The sequence below is a fragment of the Dyadobacter psychrotolerans genome (assembly GCF_004349265.1).
Classification (GTDB): domain Bacteria; phylum Bacteroidota; class Bacteroidia; order Cytophagales; family Spirosomataceae; genus Dyadobacter; species Dyadobacter psychrotolerans.
The window spans coordinates 93,570-111,977 of the sequence record NZ_SMFL01000018.1 but is presented as its reverse complement, the minus strand read 5'-3'; the positions used below and the strand labels follow the sequence as shown (position 1 = coordinate 111,977).

Here is an 18,408-nt window from a genome sequence, read left to right as displayed (position 1 = left end):
AGGCTTGGCCTTTCCACATAAACCAAAAAAATGGAAAATCACCACGGGCACCATCACATGCCAAAAGAGGTTCCAATGCCTGAAGATCATCATCCAACGAAGCAAATGGATGAGCACCAGGGCCACGACAAACATGCCGGGCATCACACAGAAGATTTTCTAAAACGCTTCTGGATATGCATGGTACTTACTATTCCTGTGCTGCTGCTCTCGCATATGATCCAGCAAATGGCCGGATTTGACCTGACATTTGCCGGCGACAAATATGTACTCTTAATCCTTAGCAGCATTATCTATTTTTATGGTGGCTGGCCTTTTCTGACAGGCTTTGTCAGTGAAATCAGGAGTAAAAACCTGGGGATGATGACACTTGTGGCCGTAGCGATTACAACTGCCTATGTCTACAGTGTGGCGGTTGTCTTCGGGCTGGAAGGCATGGATTTCTTTTGGGAGCTTGCAACGCTGATCGATATCATGCTGGTGGGGCATTGGCTGGAAATGAAATCCCAGATGGCTGCATCACGGGCGTTGGAATCACTGGTGGCTTTGCTGCCGGCTGTAGTGCATGTTCAAAGAGGTAACCAAATCACTGATACCCCACTAAAAGAGCTGCGCTCCGGTGATGTATTGCTTGTAAAACCAGGCGAAAAAATACCGGCTGACGGTATGATCCTGGAAGGCAGCTCCTATGTGAATGAAAGTATGCTGACTGGTGAAAGTGTACCAGTGCAGAAAAAGAAGGATGATAAAGTCATAGCAGGTGCTATTAACAGTGACGGGGTGCTTAAGATCCATGTTACCAGCGCAGGAAATGATACTTACCTGCAAAAGGTAATTGACATGGTCAAAACGGCACAGAGTGCCAAATCCAATACCCAGAATCTGGCTGATAATGTTGCCAAATGGCTGACACTGGTTTCTATTTCTGTCGGCGTAGTAACATTTATTGTCTGGTTTTCCAGTGGACAGAGTTTGTCTTTTGCTTTGGAAAGAATGGTGACCGTGATGGTAACTTCCTGTCCCCATGCTTTGGGCGTGGCCATTCCGCTGGTGATTGCCATTTCAACTACGCTTTCGGCAACACACGGACTTTTGATCCGTAACCGCACCGCATTCGAGAATGCACGTAATCTGACTACGATTATCTTCGATAAAACAGGTACACTTACCACAGGTTCCCATGAAATCCAGCAGATTATCATTGAAGACAAACAGTTTTCAGCCGATCAGATCCTTCAATATGCGGCCGCTGTTCAGCAGAACTCTGAACACCATATCGCGCATGGGGTTATCCGGAAATTAAAAGAGAAAAAATTGGAGCTATGGGCATCTGCTGATTTTAACTACATGCCTGGTATTGGCGTGAGGGGAACTGTGGACGGTAAAAAAGTGGTTGCCGCCGGCCCCAATTACTTTAAACAGGAAAACATTCCCCTGCCTGCAATTCCCGCTCAGGTTGACCAGGCTACCGATACGGTAAATTTTATACTGATAGATGGAAAGCTTGCCGGCATGATCACCTTTGCGGATTCAATAAGAGAAAACGCATCTGAGGCGATTGCGGCATTAAAAAAGATGAATATCAAAACCTTTCTTCTGACCGGCGACAACGAAAGAATTGCAGAAGCTGTAAGCAAAAAGCTGAACATGGATGGCTATCTGGCAAATGTACTTCCCCACCAGAAGCAGGATAAGGTCAAAGAATTTCAAAGTAAAGGAGAAATCGTTGCCATGACCGGCGATGGTGTCAATGATGCACCGGCTTTGGCACAGGCCGATGTAGGCATTGCCATTGGTTCGGGTACTGATGTTGCAGCAGAAACGGCTGATATTATCCTGGTCAACAGCGATCCGATGGACGTCGTGCAGATGATCACTTTCGGAAGGGCCACGTACCGGAAAATGGTTCAAAATCTGGTATGGGCAGTTGGCTATAATGTGATAGCGATCCCATTGGCAGCCGGGGTATTATATCCGGGTTTTATGCTTAGTCCGGCCATGGGCGCAGTTTTAATGAGTGCATCCACTGTTGTTGTTGCGGTAAATGCGAAGCTGCTCAGGGTGAAATAGAATTTGCCGAATACCCAAGTTTATTATTTTTAACATACTAAAATCAAACACAATGAAGACTACTTTCAAAACATTAGCGCTTATTGCCTTACTTGGTTTTACAACTGCATGCTCTGATGAAGATGATGATGATGCGGTTAAAATTCAGGCCCATGACCAGAATCAGATGATGACTGTCATGCATGAAATGATGGCTGAAATGCAGACAATGAAAATGACCCAGGATCCCGACATTGACTACGCTGAAATGATGAAAATGCACCATATGGGTGCGATTGAAATGGCCGAACTGGAACTCAGGTCCGGCAATAACAGTGAAATGAAAGCAATGGCACAGGCTATTGTGGATGCACAGAAAAAAGAAATTACCCAGCTTGATTCCTTTTTGGCCAGCAGTACCCCAACAACGATGAATATGGAGTTTCACATGCAAATGATGGAAGGAATGGAACGGATGGGAAAACAGGCAGACTTACAGATCATCAACGGTAAGATTGATCAGGATTTTGCGACGCTTATGATTGGCCACCATCAGAGCGCTACCGAAATGGCGCAGATGCAGCTGCTGATGGGGAAAAATACGCAGCTTAAATCACTGTCATCGATGATCATTGAAGAGCAGAACAAAGAAATAACCCAATTTCAGACTTGGCTACTGGCAAACAGAAGTAAATAAATTCATCTTTTAATACTTAACTCATGGAAAATCAAAAATTTAAAGACTGTATTGATGCCTGTGTAGCCTGTGCGCTTGCCTGCAGCCAATGTGCTACCGCATGCTTAAGTGAAGAAAACGTAGGCCATTTGGCCAAATGTATCCAGCTTGACCTGGAATGTGCTGCGATCTGCCGTAGTGCGTCCGAAGTAATGAGTTTGGGAAGCAGTTTTAGTGCTCACTTGTGCCGGGTTTGTGCGGATGCTTGTAACGCCTGTGCTGACGAATGCGAAAAACATGCAGCCATGGGAATGGATCACTGCCGCCAGTGTGCAGAAGCATGCCGGACGTGTGCCAAAGCCTGTGAGCAAATGGCTACACCGGTGTGATAGAAAAGGGCCAGAGTAAATAGTGAAGACGTACCGATATGGAGTTACTTAAGTTTTCGGTATGTCTTCACAAGCAGGCCCAGGTCATTTAAGATGCTGATCAAAGTCACATTTTGCTGATTATCAAAAACTTAAATTTGACTAATTATTTAATTAACAAAAATTCACCAATGAAAAAGATAATATTTTTATTCGTCCTGGCTATTGTATCTTTAACAGTTGCCCAAAACGGCTACGCCCAAAATTACAAACAGCCGGTTCCTTCAATTGATGCAAAAGGAAAAATTACTGATGCTAAAGGAAAACACATTGGCTGGATCACAAGTGAGGGGATCATCAAAGATGCTACCGGGGTAAAAGTCGCCCACATTGACAATTCCGGAAATGCAGTTGATGCTGCAACCGGGAAAAATCTAGGCAAAGCTTCAAAAAACGGCACCTATTTATATCATGTTAAAAGCGGGGAGAATGACAGTTTAACAGTATCTGTCCCTATGAACGGGGTCTGTGAAGTCAAAGACAAAAATGGTAAAACGGTTCTTTTAGTCCATGAAAATTACAAGCAGTACGGAGCCTGTGCGATGCACTGTCTACAGATGAAAAACGAGCATAAGGATATGAAGATGAAGTAACTTTAAATGTAAGCCATTTAAAAATGGCTTACATTATTAAGATCCATGCTGCCTGAAAACACTTTATTTTTGCCTGCGCAATAATTAAATTACTTCAAATACTGCTATGGCTTTAATTGTACTGTAAGATTATACCACGGTCCAGTCCCGGCACGTCGTATTGCATGTGATTAACTAAAAATTTAACAACCTTGAACATTAGCCGCGTCTGGAAAATATCCGAGCCATATTTTCTACAACGGTTAGGGATAACAAAAAGCCTTCCTGTAGCAAGCAAGGGTACTGTCTAAACTTTTTTCAATCGGCATATGTGCCATCGCTCGCTAATTTTAGGTGAATGTGAATTGATTTTACAAACAACCTTTTATCCCTACTCATTCTGGTCAATATTGCGTTCTATAGCAGGCTCCTGTTCTATGGTTTGTAGTAACATAAAAGGGTATCGGGCCCCTTGCAAGTACTGTTATATTACAGCAGGTTAGATTTTTTTCCGTTGGATACGGAAAGCATTTAAGATTGCCAGTAGCGCTACGCCAACATCGGCGAAAACGGCTTCCCACAAAGTGGCGATCCCGCCTGCACCTAAAAGCAGTACGATTGCCTTTACAGACATGGCAAGGATAATGTTTTGCCAAACAATGGAGCGCGTGATCTTACCAGCCCGGATGGCAGAAACAATCCTGGACGGCTGGTCATTCTGGATAACCACATCCGCTGTTTCAATGGTCGCATCAGATCCCAGCCCCCCCATCGCAATGCCTGCATCAGCAAGCGCGACAACCGGGGCGTCATTGACACCATCCCCGACAAAGGCCAACCGTTTACCAGCATCCTTGAAGGCCTGTACTTTCTCCACTTTACCTTCCGGCAACAAATCCCCATAGGCTTCATCGATGCCCAGCTCTTTTGCCACTTTCTGGGCAACAGCATTCTTGTCCCCCGAAAGCATCACCGTCTTGATGCCCAGCGCATGCAAATCCTTGATGGCCTGGGTTGCATCTTCTTTAATTTCATCGGCAATGGTAATATAACCTGAATATTGACCGTCAACAGCCACAACGACAATTGTTTCCTGGATTTGCTTGATTTCCTGGGGGTATGAAACCGAAAACTTATCCAGTAATTTCAAATTACCGGCAAGTAGCTCCTTACCTGCAACCTTGCCCTTTAAGCCATGCCCTGATATTTCTTCTACATCCGTGGGATCTTCCAATTTTTTACCTTGCTGGTATTCGATTACCGCCCTTGCCACCGGGTGCGTGGATACATTCTCCAAGGATGCGGTCAATCTTAGGAATTCTTCCTTGTCCATATCGCTGACAACCTGCTGCACTTTAAAAACCCCTTTGGTAAGCGTACCCGTCTTGTCCATGACAATGGTATCCACCTTGGTCATCACATCCAGGAAGTTAGACCCTTTGAACAAGATCCCGTTACGGGAAGCCAGTCCGATACCGCCAAAGTAGCCCAGGGGAATAGAAATCGTCAGTGCGCACGGACAGGAAATTACCAGGAAAACCATCCCGCGGTAAAGCCATTGATTGAATACATAATCATCTACAAAAAAGTAGGGCAGCACTGTAATGGCCAGGGCTAAAAAGAAAACGATAGGTGTATAAATTTTGGCAAACTTGCTGATAAAAAGCTGCGTCGGAGCTTTTCTGGCCGTTGCATCCTGCACCATTTCCAGAATCCTGGAAAGCTTTGAATCTTTAAAAGCAGTCGTCACTTTTAGCTCGATCGGCCTTTCCAGGTTGATCATGCCGGCCAGTACCGCGCTTCCCTTTTCTTTGGTATCCGGCTTGGACTCACCCGTTAAAGCGGCGGTATTAAAACTGGCGGATTCTGTTAGTAATTCACTGTCCAGGGCGACTTTCTCACCAGGCTTGACCATGATGATATCGCCTATCGCAGCATCAGATGGGTTAATGACCTTATTACCATCACTTCTCTTGACTGTCACCTTATCGGGACGCACGTCCAGCAGCGCTTTAATAGAACGTTTAGAGCGGTTAACAGCCAGCTCCTGAAAGAGCTCGCCAAGCTCGTAAAAGATCATTACAGCAACACCTTCGGCAAACTCGCCAATATAGAACGCCCCGAGCGTGGCAGTTGTCATTAAGGTGAACTCGTTAAAAAAATCTCCCCGGATGACCCTTCTGAATGCAATTTGTATTGTCTTATGACCAGCTAGCACATAGGCAATGACCATTAGCCAAATCTCGATTGGTTTTGCCACCGGGATTTCAAAGACTTTGCTCACCAGCAAAAATCCAAGCAATATTATAAGGCTAAGCCATAATGCCCACCGGCTTTTAATCAGGCTTTCGCTTCCAGCTTGAGCTCCATGATCGTGCCCGTCGCCTTCACTATGGCCGTGATCATCATCTTCTTCTTCATCATGATCCTGCCCTTCCGCATGGTCATGGCCCTGGTGACGCTGTTTGTTTGCCAATTCTGTATCAATTGGTTCCTGCTTTTCAGGCTCGTTATTCTGATCTTTTTCCATGATATAGTCCCTTTTAGATTTCTACAATAAAGTTTAATATGGCAAGGCCAATAAGCGTAAGCCCGGTAATGAGCTGCTCATAGTGCTCGAGCCAATGGATATTTATGCTTTTAATACCTTTGCTTCCCAGGCTTACCATCAGCATCATGCCTGACAGGGTCAAAACATTATAAATCACTACAATTGTCAAAACCGCATACCACCCGATGGCCCCCGCGTTTAAGAAATAGGCATTGATTTCAAAACAAGGTGACAAGAACATCATCAGCATCAGTGATAACAGGATCCTTCGGTGGCTGCCATATTTCAATAATTTTTCATCGATATGGCTATGTGCCTGATGCCGGTAATGCTGCATGACAAACCAGGTCCCCAAAAGCAGTAAAAACAAGGGTACAATCTTGCTTGCAATAATGCTTTGGTTCTCTGAAAGCTGAAAGCCTGCAAAGCTGACCATCAAACCAAAGACGGTGGTACTTAATGTATGCGCAGCACCGGCCAAAAAGGTGGTATTCAGGACTTGCCGTCTGTTCCACCTCATAGACCTGCCGATCGTGACAAAAGGAAGCCAGTGGCTGGGGATCAGCGCATGGATCAGGCTGAGTGCTATACTGCCAAGGATAATCTGGTTCATAATTATTCGCCTTCTTCTTCCTCAGAATTTTTAAGTTTTGACAGCAGCGCATAAGCCCCTTTGAGCACGATCTTTTGCTTGTCAAAGCACTGCGGGGATTTGATCTGTGTATACCCGTTTTCTGATATGCCCTTGGTTACCTGGACCATCTCAAAAGTCATTCCCTCAGGCTCAGACTCCTTTGAAGTACCCTCACTGCCAGCAGCTTCCGGGCGCTGTATGAAAACATAGGATGCGCCTTCAAAATCAACAATGGCCTGGTCGGCAAGCGCAAGCACAGGATTTGCACCTATCTCGATCACTGCCTTCACAAAGTTCTGTGGCAGCAGGCCTGGTTCGTCTTTCACAAGGTGGCAATGCACGCGCACGGTCCGGTCTTCATTGATTTTCTGGTTGATCAGGTAAACTTTTGCCAGGTATTCTTTGCCAGCATTGTTGCTGACCGTAAAGCGCACCAGCTGGCCCAACTTGATTTTAGGGATATCCTGCTCAAAAATGGAAAGCTCTACATGCAAGTGGTCAGTATCAACAATTTCAAACATGACATCAGTTGGGTTGACATATTTACCCAGGTTCACATTCACCGTCGTGACAGATCCGCTAATGGGCGAATGTATCGGAGCGCTATTGACAATGGTGCCTTTTTGTAAAGTATTCAGGTTTATACCCGCCAAAACAAGCCTTTCTTTTAACCCTGCCAGTCGTGCTTTCTGGGTCTTTACCTCCGAGGCTGCTTGCTGCAACACTTTCTGTGCATTGATATTTTCCTTGCTCAATTCCAGCTGACGGCTGTACTCCTGCTGCGCGTATTCAAGTTTACTTTCCGTTTCCAGAAAGTCTTGTTGGATCTGAATAAAGTCAGCGTTTTCGATTGTGGCCAGCACCTGGCCTTTCCTGACATGCATACCCTGTAACAATTCGGTTTTTCTGACAAATCCGCCCAAAGGCGCCGATATGCTTACCAGGTTTTGTGGCGGGATATCGATCACACCATTGGCCAAGACAACATCACTTAAATTACGGATACTGGCCGGCCCCAGCTCGACGGCTGCCGATTCATACTGCGCTTTTGTTAGCTCAACTACATTACCTTTTTCTTCTTCATGCTGCTCTTTATCCTCATGGGCTGGCTGCTGTTTTTCTTCCTGTTTTTTATCACAGGCCCAAATCCCTGTAAGCAAAAACATGACAATAAATATATTTTTCATCGTATGGATCATTAGAATGATTGATAATTTAAAGTGGGTCATTGCTGCCTGGCGAGCAGAAATTCAATTTCAATGACTGATTGGTTATAGCTGTCAAGTAAGTCCAGGTAAGTAGACCTGATGTTCAAAGCCCTGGTGAGTGCCTGTGAAAATTCAACATAACTAATCTCGCCTGCTTCATAAGCCTTTGTGGCATTTCCTGCAATGACACCCGCTAAAACCAATGTTTTTTGTTCATATAAAACCAGGCTTTGACTGGCGCTCTGGTAAGCGTGCACAGCCTGATGAAAACTGCCCATTAGCTGCGCGCGGGCAAGTTCTACCTGATTCTGCGCCACCTTTTCATTGAGCTCGGATGCTTTGATGCGTGCCTTGGAAGCGCCGTTAAAAACCGGTATGGACAGGCCCATCTGAAACCCCTGGAAACGTTTTCCGGCACCATAAAAAATTTCCGTCCCATTGATATTTTCTCCTCCAATCAACGACTGGTTGAAATATCCTATGCTGAAATCAGGTAGCAAGCTGGTGCGCGCAACGGCGGTTGCCTGTTTTTCGATGGAAATCTGCTGGCTTAGGTACTGCAAATAGGGATTTGAACCAATACCCGAAGTATCTGTCAGTATTTGACTAAATTCACGTCTTACCAGCGTGTCAGTTTGGGCTTCCACCGGCGTTGCACCGTTGATCAGTGTCTGAAGCTGCCGCTGTAAGACCAGCAGATTACCCCGGTTTTGAATAATCTGTGCCTGGATTTCACCCTGCTCACTTTCGGCTACCGAATATTCAAGCTGACTTGTTTCGCCGGTCTTAAAGCGCAGGGCAGCTGCCCTGACAAACCGTTCTGCCCGCACTCCTTCGGCAATCAATAGCTGCTGCTGCTGCTTAAAGCGTACCTGCTGATAATAGTTGCTTTTAATTTGCCGGATCAACTCGGCCCTGGTTACTTCAAGCCTTGCTTGTGCGCCGTTAACCTGAGCGGACAATAGCGCTCTTCTTTTCTTGCCGACCTTTGGGTGGGGCAAACTCTGGGAAATGTTGAACTGATTATCAAACTTGTTGCTGTTGTATTGCCCGCCCATCCAGGAAATATCCGTTTTTGCGATCTCGACAGAAGTACCAATCAATGAACGCTGGTAATCGATCTGGTAAATACCCGCTTTCACTTCCAGGTTTTTGCCGGTCGCTTCATTAATGGCTGTTTCGAGTGAAATTTTCCGGCTTGCATGTGTAGAATCCTGCGCCTTGGCAGCGGGGGCGAAAAAGGTAATTGCGGCAAAAACAAGCAGAAGGGCCCCGGCCTGTTTCATTGCAGCACCACCAAAACGCTTCTCAACAATCAGGTATAGTACCGGTAGCACCAGCAGCGTCAAAAGTGTCGCAGACACAAGGCCCCCGATTACCACGGTCGCCAGCGGCCGCTGGACTTCCGCGCCCGCGCTGTTGGATAGGGCCATTGGTAAAAATCCAAGTGATGCCACAAGGGCTGTCATCAATACCGGCCGCAGACGAGTTTCTGTACCTTGAAAAATGACCTGCTTTAAATCGGTCATCCCCTCTTTGCGCAGCGAGTTAAACTCTGCGATCAGCACAATGCCATTTAATACGGCCACGCCAAAAAGGGCAATAAAGCCAATGCCCGCTGAAATACTGAAAGGCATTCCCCGAAGTGAAAGGGCAATAATACCACCAATTGCTGAGAGTGGGATCGCCGAAAGGATCAATAGGCTTTGACGCAGCGAGTTGAATGTAAAATAAAGCAGCACAAAGATCAAAAGCAGTGCGATCGGCACTGCTATGCCCAAACGTGTGTTGGCTTCCTGCAAGTTTTGGAACTGGCCCCCATAAGTTGTATAGTAACCTGTAGGCAGCTTTACCTGACTATCGATTTTGGTTTGGAGCTCCTTGACAATGCTCTCCACGTCCCTGCCACGGACATTGAATGCCACTGTGATCCGGCGTTTTGCATCCTCCCTTTGAATCTGATTAGCGCCTGTTTTCATCTGTACGGTAGCGATCTGGTTCAGCGGGACCTGCTCCCCATGTGGCGTAGTCACAAACAATCCCTGCACATCTTCAAGGGCTTGCCGGTTCTCGCTTTTAAGCCTGACTACCAGATCATATCTTTTTTCACCTTCATAAACCAGGCCTGCACTACTTCCTGCGAAGCCCGTATTGATGGTGCGGTTGGCATCCTCAATACTGATGCCAAACTGCGACATGCGGGCACGGTCAAAAGTAACAACGATTTGTGGCAGGCCGCTTACTTCTTCCACATACAAATCCTCGGCCCCTTCAACAGAGGCGACCAGCTTGCCTATCTTTTTTGCCTGCTGGGCCAGTACATCCAGGTCTTCGCCAAAAATCTTGATGGCAACATCCTGTTTTACACCTGAAATCAGCTCATTGAACCGCATCTGGATAGGCTGTTGAAAACCAAAAGTAACGCCGGGGATGATTTCGTTAAGGGTAACCTGCATCTTTTCTGCAAGCTCTTCCCTTCCCTGGGCTTTTGTCCACATGGATTTTTCGTTTAATATAATCATCACATCTGCGGCTTCGACGGGCATGGGGTCTGTGGGTATCTCGGAAGCGCCGACTTTTCCTACCACTTCCACGACCTCATCCGGAAAGTTTTTTCGCAGCACGCCTGCCGCTTTCTGCACGGCATCCACGGTCTCGGAAAGCGAACTACCCGTCAGCACGCGCATTTCAACGGCGAAATTTCCTTCGTCGAGCTGTGGGATAAACTCGCCCCCCATATTCAAAAACATCCAAAGGCTGATACCAAAAAGTGCCAAAGCACTCACGACCACAATCACTCTTCTGCGGAGTGCAAAGCCCAATGCAGGCTGGTAAAGCCGATGGAAAAAGGAAATGATGCGGTCTGAAACGTTGGGTTTATGCTCATTTTGCTTACTTAAAAACAAAGCCGACACCATCGGCACGTAAGTCAGTGAAAGGATAAAAGCGCCCAATATGGCAAAGCTGACCGTTTGGGCCATGGGCCGGAACATCTTTCCTTCAATGCCTACCAGGGCAAGGATCGGCAGGTAAACGATCAGGATAATGATTTCACCAAAGGCAGCCGAGTTCCGGATCTTGGATGCGGATTCATAGACCTCATTATCCATTTCCTGCTGGGAAAGCCGGTGGGTATATTTTTTGCCCATGATGTGGTGCAGCGTGGCTTCAACAATGATAACGGCACCATCTACAATCAATCCAAAATCAATTGCACCCAGACTCATCAGGTTGCCTGAAACACCAAAAAGGTTCATCATACTGACGGCAAACAGCATCGCCAGCGGGATCACCGAAGCAACCACAAGCCCGGCGCGCAGGTTGCCCAACAGCAGGATCAGCACGAAAATGACAATGAGCGCCCCTTCGATCAGGTTTCTGGAAACGGTGCCAATCGCATTATTGACCAGTTTGGTACGGTCCAGGAAAGGCTCGATGACCACACCTTCCGGCAGCGTTTTACTAATCTGCTGGATCCTTTCCTTTACATTACCGATCACCTTGGCAGCATTCGCGCCTTTGAGCATCAGTACCATCCCACCTACTACTTCCCCTTCATCGTTACGTGTCATCGCACCATACCGTACAGCGGTGCCATACTGTACCGTTGCAATATCACGGATCAGTATGGGAAGACCGCTTGAAGTTTCTTTGACCTGGATACTTTCAATGTCTTTCAGGTTTGTGATCAGCCCTTCGCTCCTGATAAAATAGGCATTGGGCTTTTTGTCAATGTAAGCCCCGCCTGTATTCTGATTGTTGCGTTCAAGTGCCGAGAATATCTCTGCCATCGAGATCTGGGCACTTCTTAATTTGAAAGGGTCGATTGCAATTTCGTACTGTTTTAAAAACCCGCCAAAGCTGCTTACGTCAGCAATGCCTTCGGTGCCCAAAAGCTGCCTTCTTACAATCCAGTCCTGGATGCTTCGCAGCTCCATGGGCGGGTACTTCTTCTCATACCCTTTTTTGGTATGCAGCACATACTGGTATATTTCCCCAAGTCCAGTCGTTACTGGCGCAAGTTCGGGCGAGCCTGCGCCGGCCGGTATCTGCTCCACGGCACTTTGCAGGCGCTCTGAGACCTGCTGCCGTGCCCAGTAAATATCAATATTATCTTTAAAAACAATGGTTACCACTGACAAACCAAACCTTGAAATGGAACGGATTTCCTCTGTGCTCGGGATGGTTGCCATGGCTGTTTCAACAGGAAACGTAACCAGGCGCTCTACTTCCTGTGCCGCCAGCGAAGGGCTGCTTGTAATGATTTGTACCTGGTTGTTGGTAATATCCGGCACGGCATCAATCGGCAGCTGTGTTAGCGAATAAATGCCCCAGGCGACAAGCGCAAGGGTAAATATGCCGATAACAAGCTTATTATGAATTGAAAAATGAATGACTTTATCTAACATCTGGACTTAGAATTTGTGTAGAATGAGCCTATAACCGTGACTTTTAAAGTCACAGCAATAAGCAAACCATAAAGGAATGGGTTACACTAAATCCTGGGGGGTTGCCAGATAGATGTCAGCTCGCCGCCATCATTGCGGGCGGTATAGGTAAAAGCCTGATCACTAAAAAAAGCAGTAGATGCTACTTCCGGCAAAGATATTACGGGCTCTTGGAGCGTTGTGCCAGTGCAACATGCACAAATACAAAAAGGGGAGCAAAGATCGGCAATACCCTGTTGCTGATCGGCATTGGTATTGAGGATAGTTGTAGTTTGCTCATATGAGACACGCAATACTTCCTCCTGGCATGGAATGCAGGAAAGTACCACCGTGTAAAAAGATAATATGTAAAAAGCTAATCTCATAATACTGCAAAGGTAGCTCAATTAAAGTGCAACAGGTAGGCAAAAACAAAATTAGTTCTCAACCTTATTTGCAGGCCTAACATTTGACCACCCAAGCCGCAGAATGAATTTCTGTTATATGTCAAATGAAAAGCAAAAAGACTTATCCCAACCCATCTGACCATAGCAAACCAGCAAAGCTTCTGTACCGCTCATTCATGAAGGTTTCAAAGCGTTCCAGGCCATCTGTTTTAATCATAATTTTTACTGCATAATTGGATCTTTGGTGTTAGATGCAATAATTTTGAAACTAAGACACTATTTTATTGCCAATAAGATAGTGTGTAGTCAGTGGCTCAAAGCGTACATTCACTTTTACTTAAAATTAGGCCCTTCATCAGTCTTGGTTTTTCTCCTCTGAGCCTGAATATTAAAGTACAGTTTATCCTACCATTTCCTGAAATTACCACGACACAAGGTGTTGTAATTTAGTTAATTAAAAGATATTTATTTAAAAACCAAATTTCATTTTAACCACCGTTTCCGCGTACTCCATAACATCCGATTTCTGCACGATGGCAAAGAACAATTGGGAAGAAATAAATCCACATGCGAATGTCGATCAGCTGCTACCGCAGCAAATCGGTTAACTTTCCAAAAACCTTACATGTAGTATTCTCGACAACCCAAAGTGCTTATCAAGCCTAGGTATTCAATTAATCACACATAGAAGACAATTTTTGAATAAAAAGTATCTAAACAGGCGAAGATTATTAATCATTGGGAGTCAAATTAGAAAGTCACCATCACGTAAGCAAAACAGATTATCAAATAGTTACATTTTAACTGATTTTAAGTACATTAGGAAAAATGTACTACCATTCAAACAAATTGATGTTATGCATGCACCTATGTTGCTTCGTCTAAGATTTTAATTATCAAACACTTATAAGAATAAATGCAAAAAGAACTACATAAATGGCTAATAGATGTTGGAGAAAAAGATTCTGCTCGAATTATCTCTGACTGTAGCATTGATTTGTTATATGTTGACACACTTTTTGAAATGAGTAGTGATAGAACGACGGACTTGATGGATGCTCAAATTGGAGTTCCTGGAAAATATTACCCTAAGCTTTCAACTCATTTTCAAAAAGAAACAGAAGTAATTGAAAGTCAGCTGATGGAAGTTGCAACTGCATTAGGTATGCATATTCGCGGCATTTCATGGAACCCAAAAATTGACAATGAAAATGACTCTAAATTAAAAATATCTATTGTTGCTCGACAAGCAATATTTGATGAGATTACCTTGAATAAAATTTCATGGTCTGGTAGACTGGAAGAACCCAACTTCTTAAATCGCATATTTGATCTTTCAAAAATGCCTTCGAATGATTCAAGATATGACAATGCTTTTGATGACATTCATAAACATCGAATTATGAATTATGATTGGGAAGATGATTGGGTGTTTACAGATAGACGATTCAATTTACTTCATTGTGAAGAAGAAATCTTCCTTAAATTTTTATCCTTGATAGTAAATCCAGTTGCACGAACGGATGATGAAAGTGTAAATCAATTGATAGAGATATATAATAGAAACCTTGAAGCAAGTGACATTGAATATTACGAAAAGTCAAAAATAGCTGGGAAAACAATTTATGGATATAGAGAAACCCATATTGAAGAAGCTTCTTCCATAAATAATGAGGTCAAGCAACGAAAACTTGCATTAGTTGTGGGGTGTAATCAATATGAATTTGGAGGGAGCTTGCAAAATCCACTGAATGATGCAATAGCAGTTAAACAAAATCTTGAATCATTAGGATTTGATGTGATGTCAGCAGAAAATGCGACTCTTAAAGAGCTAAAAATAATAATTGATGACTTCGGAGTTGAACTTGAAAAATATGATGTGGGATTATTCTATTTTGCCGGGCACGGAGTTCAAGTTAAAGGTTTGAATTATTTGATACCCGTTGACGCAAATCTAAAAAACGAAAGAACCGTTGAATACGACTGTGTACAAGTAGATCGAATATTAAGCCATATGGAGAATGCTAAAACTTCAGTGAATGTGCTAATTCTGGATGCATGTCGTGATAATCCTTTTGAACGGAATTGGGGACGAAGTTTAACACAAAGAGGATTTGCCGTTATGGATGCTCCGAAAGGTTCATTAATTGCATATTCAACATCTCCCGGGAAAACCGCATCGGACGGCGAGGGCCAAAATGGACTCTACACCGGAGAGCTTATTTCAGAAATTAAAACAGCCAATCTGACGGTAACCCAGCTATTTCAAAAAGTGAGAAAAGCGGTCATGGAGAAATCGAATGAGGCACAAATACCTTGGGAATCGACATCATTGACAGCGGACTTTTACTTTAACCATACGGCTCGAAGTATTTTTTAAGTATTGACGACGACATATATGCATAAAAATTGTTATTAAAGAAATTATTGAAGCTAACATATATCTGAATACAACACATTAAGTTGGTATAATCCTTTATAAAAATGAAAAGAATAAAGCCATTTATTTTAAATTTTGGGACAGAAGTTTTAAGTGAGGGTCTGGATTATTCCACGATCGAATATTCCTATACTAAAAATCTAAATGTTATTAAGGCTACTGGCATGCCCGCTATTGGTATGGCTGGCTTGGATACTGAGACTTTGACTAAAACTGGTTTCGAGTCTTCTGACTCTGACAAAGATTTTAACGTGAAACAATTATTGGATACTTCAACAGGGACTCGATCCTTTGGGGAGGTGTCTGATTCTGATCAAGATAGAAATACCCGAGTTGATATTTTGTCTTTATTAGATACAGCAACTCTAACAGAAAGTGGTACAGAGGTTACGGATACGGATCAAGATCTATGATCCTTGTCGTTACCCATAAATTTGACTTTACGGCCGACTTTCTTATCCAGAAGCTCAACGAAAGAGATATTCCTTATTATAGACTTAACTGTGAAGATATCAGCATACATACTGAGATTAGTTTATCAAGTAAGTCAAACTTTGCACCAGTAATTGATGGGCAAGATAAGTTCTCCGTTGTCTGGTTTAGACGAACCAAGCTTCCTGAACTCGAACGTATCGACCCGTATGTACAAGCTTATTATTTATCTGAGTTGAAATGGTTTCAGAGAAACTTATGGAATACCATAGATGCCCGGTGGATAAGTGAGCCAGATTCCGTTTATCGTGCTGAAAACAAATTCCTACAACTAAAAACCGCTCGACAAATAGGTTTTATTATCCCTCCAACACTGATTTCGACTAATGTTAATGAGATAAATAACTTTTTTGAGGAATGTGAAGGGCAGCTTATCATAAAGCCGATCTACAATAACCGATTTGAGTTTAAAAATGGCAGCCAACTAATCTACACAACAAAAATTTCAAAAGTAGAACTAGAAGAGTTGTTGGAATCAATGCCGCTGCCAAGTATATATCAGAAATACGTAGAAAAAAAATGCGAGATCAGAGTAACAGTGATAAATGATGCGGTCTTTGCGGCAAGTGTTGATTCCCAACAAAGTGAGACGACCAAGGTTGATTGGAGAAGAGAAAGACTCCCTTTTACTTCATATAATTTACCTCAAATGCTTCAAAATAAATGTATTGAGATTGTAAAAGCCCTAAACCTTTCATTTGGAGCCATTGACTTAATCGAAACTCCCGAAGGGGAATATGTATTTCTTGAAATCAACCCAAACGGTCAATGGGCTTGGATCGAGATGGATACGGGATTACCAATTTCTGATTCAATTATTGACTTTTTCAAAAAATGCGAAGATTAATGAATAAGCTAGAGAAAGTCGCCAATTTTTATGGTTTCTATGGAATATTTATAAAGCAAACAAGTCCAGCTCCGCCTAGCTTTCAGCCACTCCCCGGCAGCAGAGAATCAGACTTGGAAGATTTAAGATTGCAATATATATATCAAAAGGATATCTCCGAGCAACATCTTATAACAATCAAAGAGCTTGTTAGTGATGAAGAGACAAGGCATAGCTCTATTGAGACAAAAATAGGTAATGTAATTACTCAGGCAGGATTAGTGTTTTCCATAACAGCTGTTATTGCTCCATTTTTTAATGATACATTAAATTCACAAAGCTTAGGTATAAAGATAATTGTCTTGATCATTTTTGTTCTAGCATTCTCAGCCTATGTTGCTTCTATTTTATTTGCAACCCAGATATTTGGAATCAATAAATTTAGATATAAGAAAACAAGTGTTGCATCGGTGATCGATTCAGGTGTAACAAGTGAAGATATATTGGCAAAACGAGTGAAGGATTTGATTTATCAACATCGAGAGAACCAAAAGGTTAACAACAAAAAGGCTGATATTCTTATTTATGCAAATCGATGGTTTGTTTCAGGATTTATGCTTTCTGGTTTATTGACAGGATTAATCACTGTATCGTTGATGTTTGTTGAAAAACCTGATGAAAAGGAAAAAGAATATGATAGATTCATCAATAGTTTAAATATTAGACTTTTAAATGCGGAATCTAGGTTAACCCAACAACAATCCATCATATTTATACATAATGATTCATTGAATGATCAACGTATTCGGGAGACATTTGAACAGAACAAAGATGAGTTTGACAGTATTCGTTTTGAATTAAAAAGTTTTAAGGCTCTGCTTCATAAGTAGTCATCCTTATAAAAAAATATAAACCTAGTATACAATCAATTACATTTTTAATTCATTTAATCATTAATGGAACTTAAAGTTTTAATCAATAGCGGTAGACAAACATCAATGACTGAAAATCTCAATTACTTTGCCCATACTGACAACATATACATTATGGACAACCATTTAGCCGCTATTTGGTGTTGGGATAAATTGCCGAAAGATAATAATATAACCGTTGTTCACATAGATGCCCATTATGACCTAGGGTACTCGCCACCAGGGAATTTTATATATGGTGATATTGATTTAACGAATATTTCAATAAATGAAATTTCAAATTTCGAGCATGAGTCAGGTTATAAGTACTTTAGTTGGGACAACTATATTCATTTATTTTGCGATAAATATCCCAATCTAATAAATGAATTTATATCAATTACTCAGGGAAAGGGTGATTTATCACTACCTGATGGCCTAAAATTTAAGGAAATTAATATATGGGATTTAGATTCGACGCCTTGGGCTAAATATGAAAATAGCAAAATTTTGAATCTAGATATTGACTACTTTTTTAAACAAGATTATCGTTCAGATTTTGAATTGTTTAGCGCAGAATTGGTGGAATATTTTTCGGGATGGCTTTTGAAAAACAAAGATAAATTTGACATAATTACTATTGCACTAAGTCCCGAATGTTGTGGCTCGTGGGATAAATCAGTAAACATGGCAAACAGAATATTAAAACCATTGAATCTTAAAATCGATATTTAATATATTGATCAAGTTGGTCGAGATGTAGAGATGAATTCATGGAAATCCTAGT

The 18,408-nt window shown here is 42.9% G+C and carries 14 protein-coding genes; 9 read left to right on the top strand and 5 right to left on the bottom strand.

Features of this window, described 5'->3' with window-relative positions:
• Positions 1–30 precede the first annotated feature (30 nt).
• From E0F88_RS30100 to E0F88_RS30085, 4 genes are all read left to right on the top strand, one after another.
• Positions 31–2,070 (top strand): copper-translocating P-type ATPase, encoded by a 2,040-nt coding sequence (locus E0F88_RS30100; protein WP_131962050.1) that lies wholly within the window; start codon positions 31–33, stop codon positions 2,068–2,070.
• A 52-nt stretch (positions 2,071–2,122) separates the two neighbouring features.
• Complete coding sequence (locus tag E0F88_RS30095) at positions 2,123–2,746, top strand: DUF305 domain-containing protein (protein ID WP_131962049.1); 624 nt, start codon at positions 2,123–2,125, stop codon at positions 2,744–2,746.
• Positions 2,747–2,769: 23 nt separating this feature from the next.
• The gene (locus E0F88_RS30090) at positions 2,770–3,114 is read left to right on the top strand and encodes a four-helix bundle copper-binding protein (RefSeq protein ID WP_131962048.1); all 345 of its coding nucleotides are present in this window, start codon (positions 2,770–2,772) and stop codon (positions 3,112–3,114) included.
• A gap of 170 nt (positions 3,115–3,284) precedes the next feature.
• Positions 3,285–3,746, top strand: a complete 462-nt coding sequence (locus E0F88_RS30085) for a hypothetical protein (protein WP_131962047.1) — start codon at positions 3,285–3,287, stop codon at positions 3,744–3,746.
• Positions 3,747–4,224: 478 nt separating this feature from the next.
• On the opposite strand, the gene E0F88_RS30080 is transcribed toward E0F88_RS30085, so the two are convergent.
• From E0F88_RS30080 to E0F88_RS34905, 5 genes are all read right to left on the bottom strand, one after another.
• On the bottom strand, positions 4,225–6,255 hold the full coding sequence (locus E0F88_RS30080; RefSeq protein ID WP_131962046.1) for a heavy metal translocating P-type ATPase: 2,031 nt from the start codon (positions 6,253–6,255) through the stop codon (positions 4,225–4,227).
• 13 nt (positions 6,256–6,268) lie between these two features.
• Complete coding sequence (locus E0F88_RS30075; RefSeq protein WP_131962045.1) at positions 6,269–6,889, bottom strand: hypothetical protein; 621 nt, start codon at positions 6,887–6,889, stop codon at positions 6,269–6,271.
• 2 nt (positions 6,890–6,891) lie between these two features.
• On the bottom strand, positions 6,892–8,097 hold the full coding sequence (locus E0F88_RS30070; protein WP_229213956.1) for an efflux RND transporter periplasmic adaptor subunit: 1,206 nt from the start codon (positions 8,095–8,097) through the stop codon (positions 6,892–6,894).
• A 38-nt stretch (positions 8,098–8,135) separates the two neighbouring features.
• Positions 8,136–12,527 carry a CusA/CzcA family heavy metal efflux RND transporter gene (locus E0F88_RS30065; protein ID WP_131962043.1) on the bottom strand — a complete coding sequence of 1,464 codons (4,392 nt, stop codon included), beginning with the start codon at positions 12,525–12,527 and terminating at the stop codon, positions 8,136–8,138.
• 86 nt (positions 12,528–12,613) lie between these two features.
• Entirely contained in the window at positions 12,614–12,931 is a 318-nt protein-coding gene (locus tag E0F88_RS34905) for a DUF6660 family protein (protein ID WP_374756333.1), read from the bottom strand.
• A 937-nt stretch (positions 12,932–13,868) separates the two neighbouring features.
• Here E0F88_RS34905 and E0F88_RS30060 point away from each other — a divergent pair.
• The 5 genes from E0F88_RS30060 to E0F88_RS30040 all read left to right on the top strand — a co-directional run bounded on the left by E0F88_RS30060 (position 13,869) and on the right by E0F88_RS30040 (position 18,356).
• Positions 13,869–15,332, top strand: coding sequence for a caspase family protein (locus tag E0F88_RS30060; protein ID WP_131962042.1), 1,464 nt, complete (start codon positions 13,869–13,871; stop codon positions 15,330–15,332).
• A 104-nt stretch (positions 15,333–15,436) separates the two neighbouring features.
• Entirely contained in the window at positions 15,437–15,805 is a 369-nt protein-coding gene (locus E0F88_RS30055; RefSeq protein ID WP_131962041.1) for a hypothetical protein, read from the top strand.
• Positions 15,802–16,731 carry an MvdC/MvdD family ATP grasp protein gene (locus E0F88_RS30050; protein WP_131962040.1) on the top strand — a complete coding sequence of 310 codons (930 nt, stop codon included), beginning with the start codon at positions 15,802–15,804 and terminating at the stop codon, positions 16,729–16,731. The genes E0F88_RS30055 and E0F88_RS30050 overlap by 4 nt, the downstream gene beginning before the upstream one ends.
• A complete protein-coding gene (locus E0F88_RS30045) occupies positions 16,731–17,600 on the top strand; it encodes a hypothetical protein (RefSeq protein WP_131962039.1) in 870 nt (289 codons plus the stop codon). The genes E0F88_RS30050 and E0F88_RS30045 overlap by 1 nt, the downstream gene beginning before the upstream one ends.
• Positions 17,601–17,666: 66 nt before the next feature.
• Positions 17,667–18,356 carry a peptide arginase family protein gene (locus tag E0F88_RS30040; RefSeq protein WP_131962038.1) on the top strand — a complete coding sequence of 230 codons (690 nt, stop codon included), beginning with the start codon at positions 17,667–17,669 and terminating at the stop codon, positions 18,354–18,356.
• The last annotated feature ends 52 nt before the right edge of the window (positions 18,357–18,408 follow it).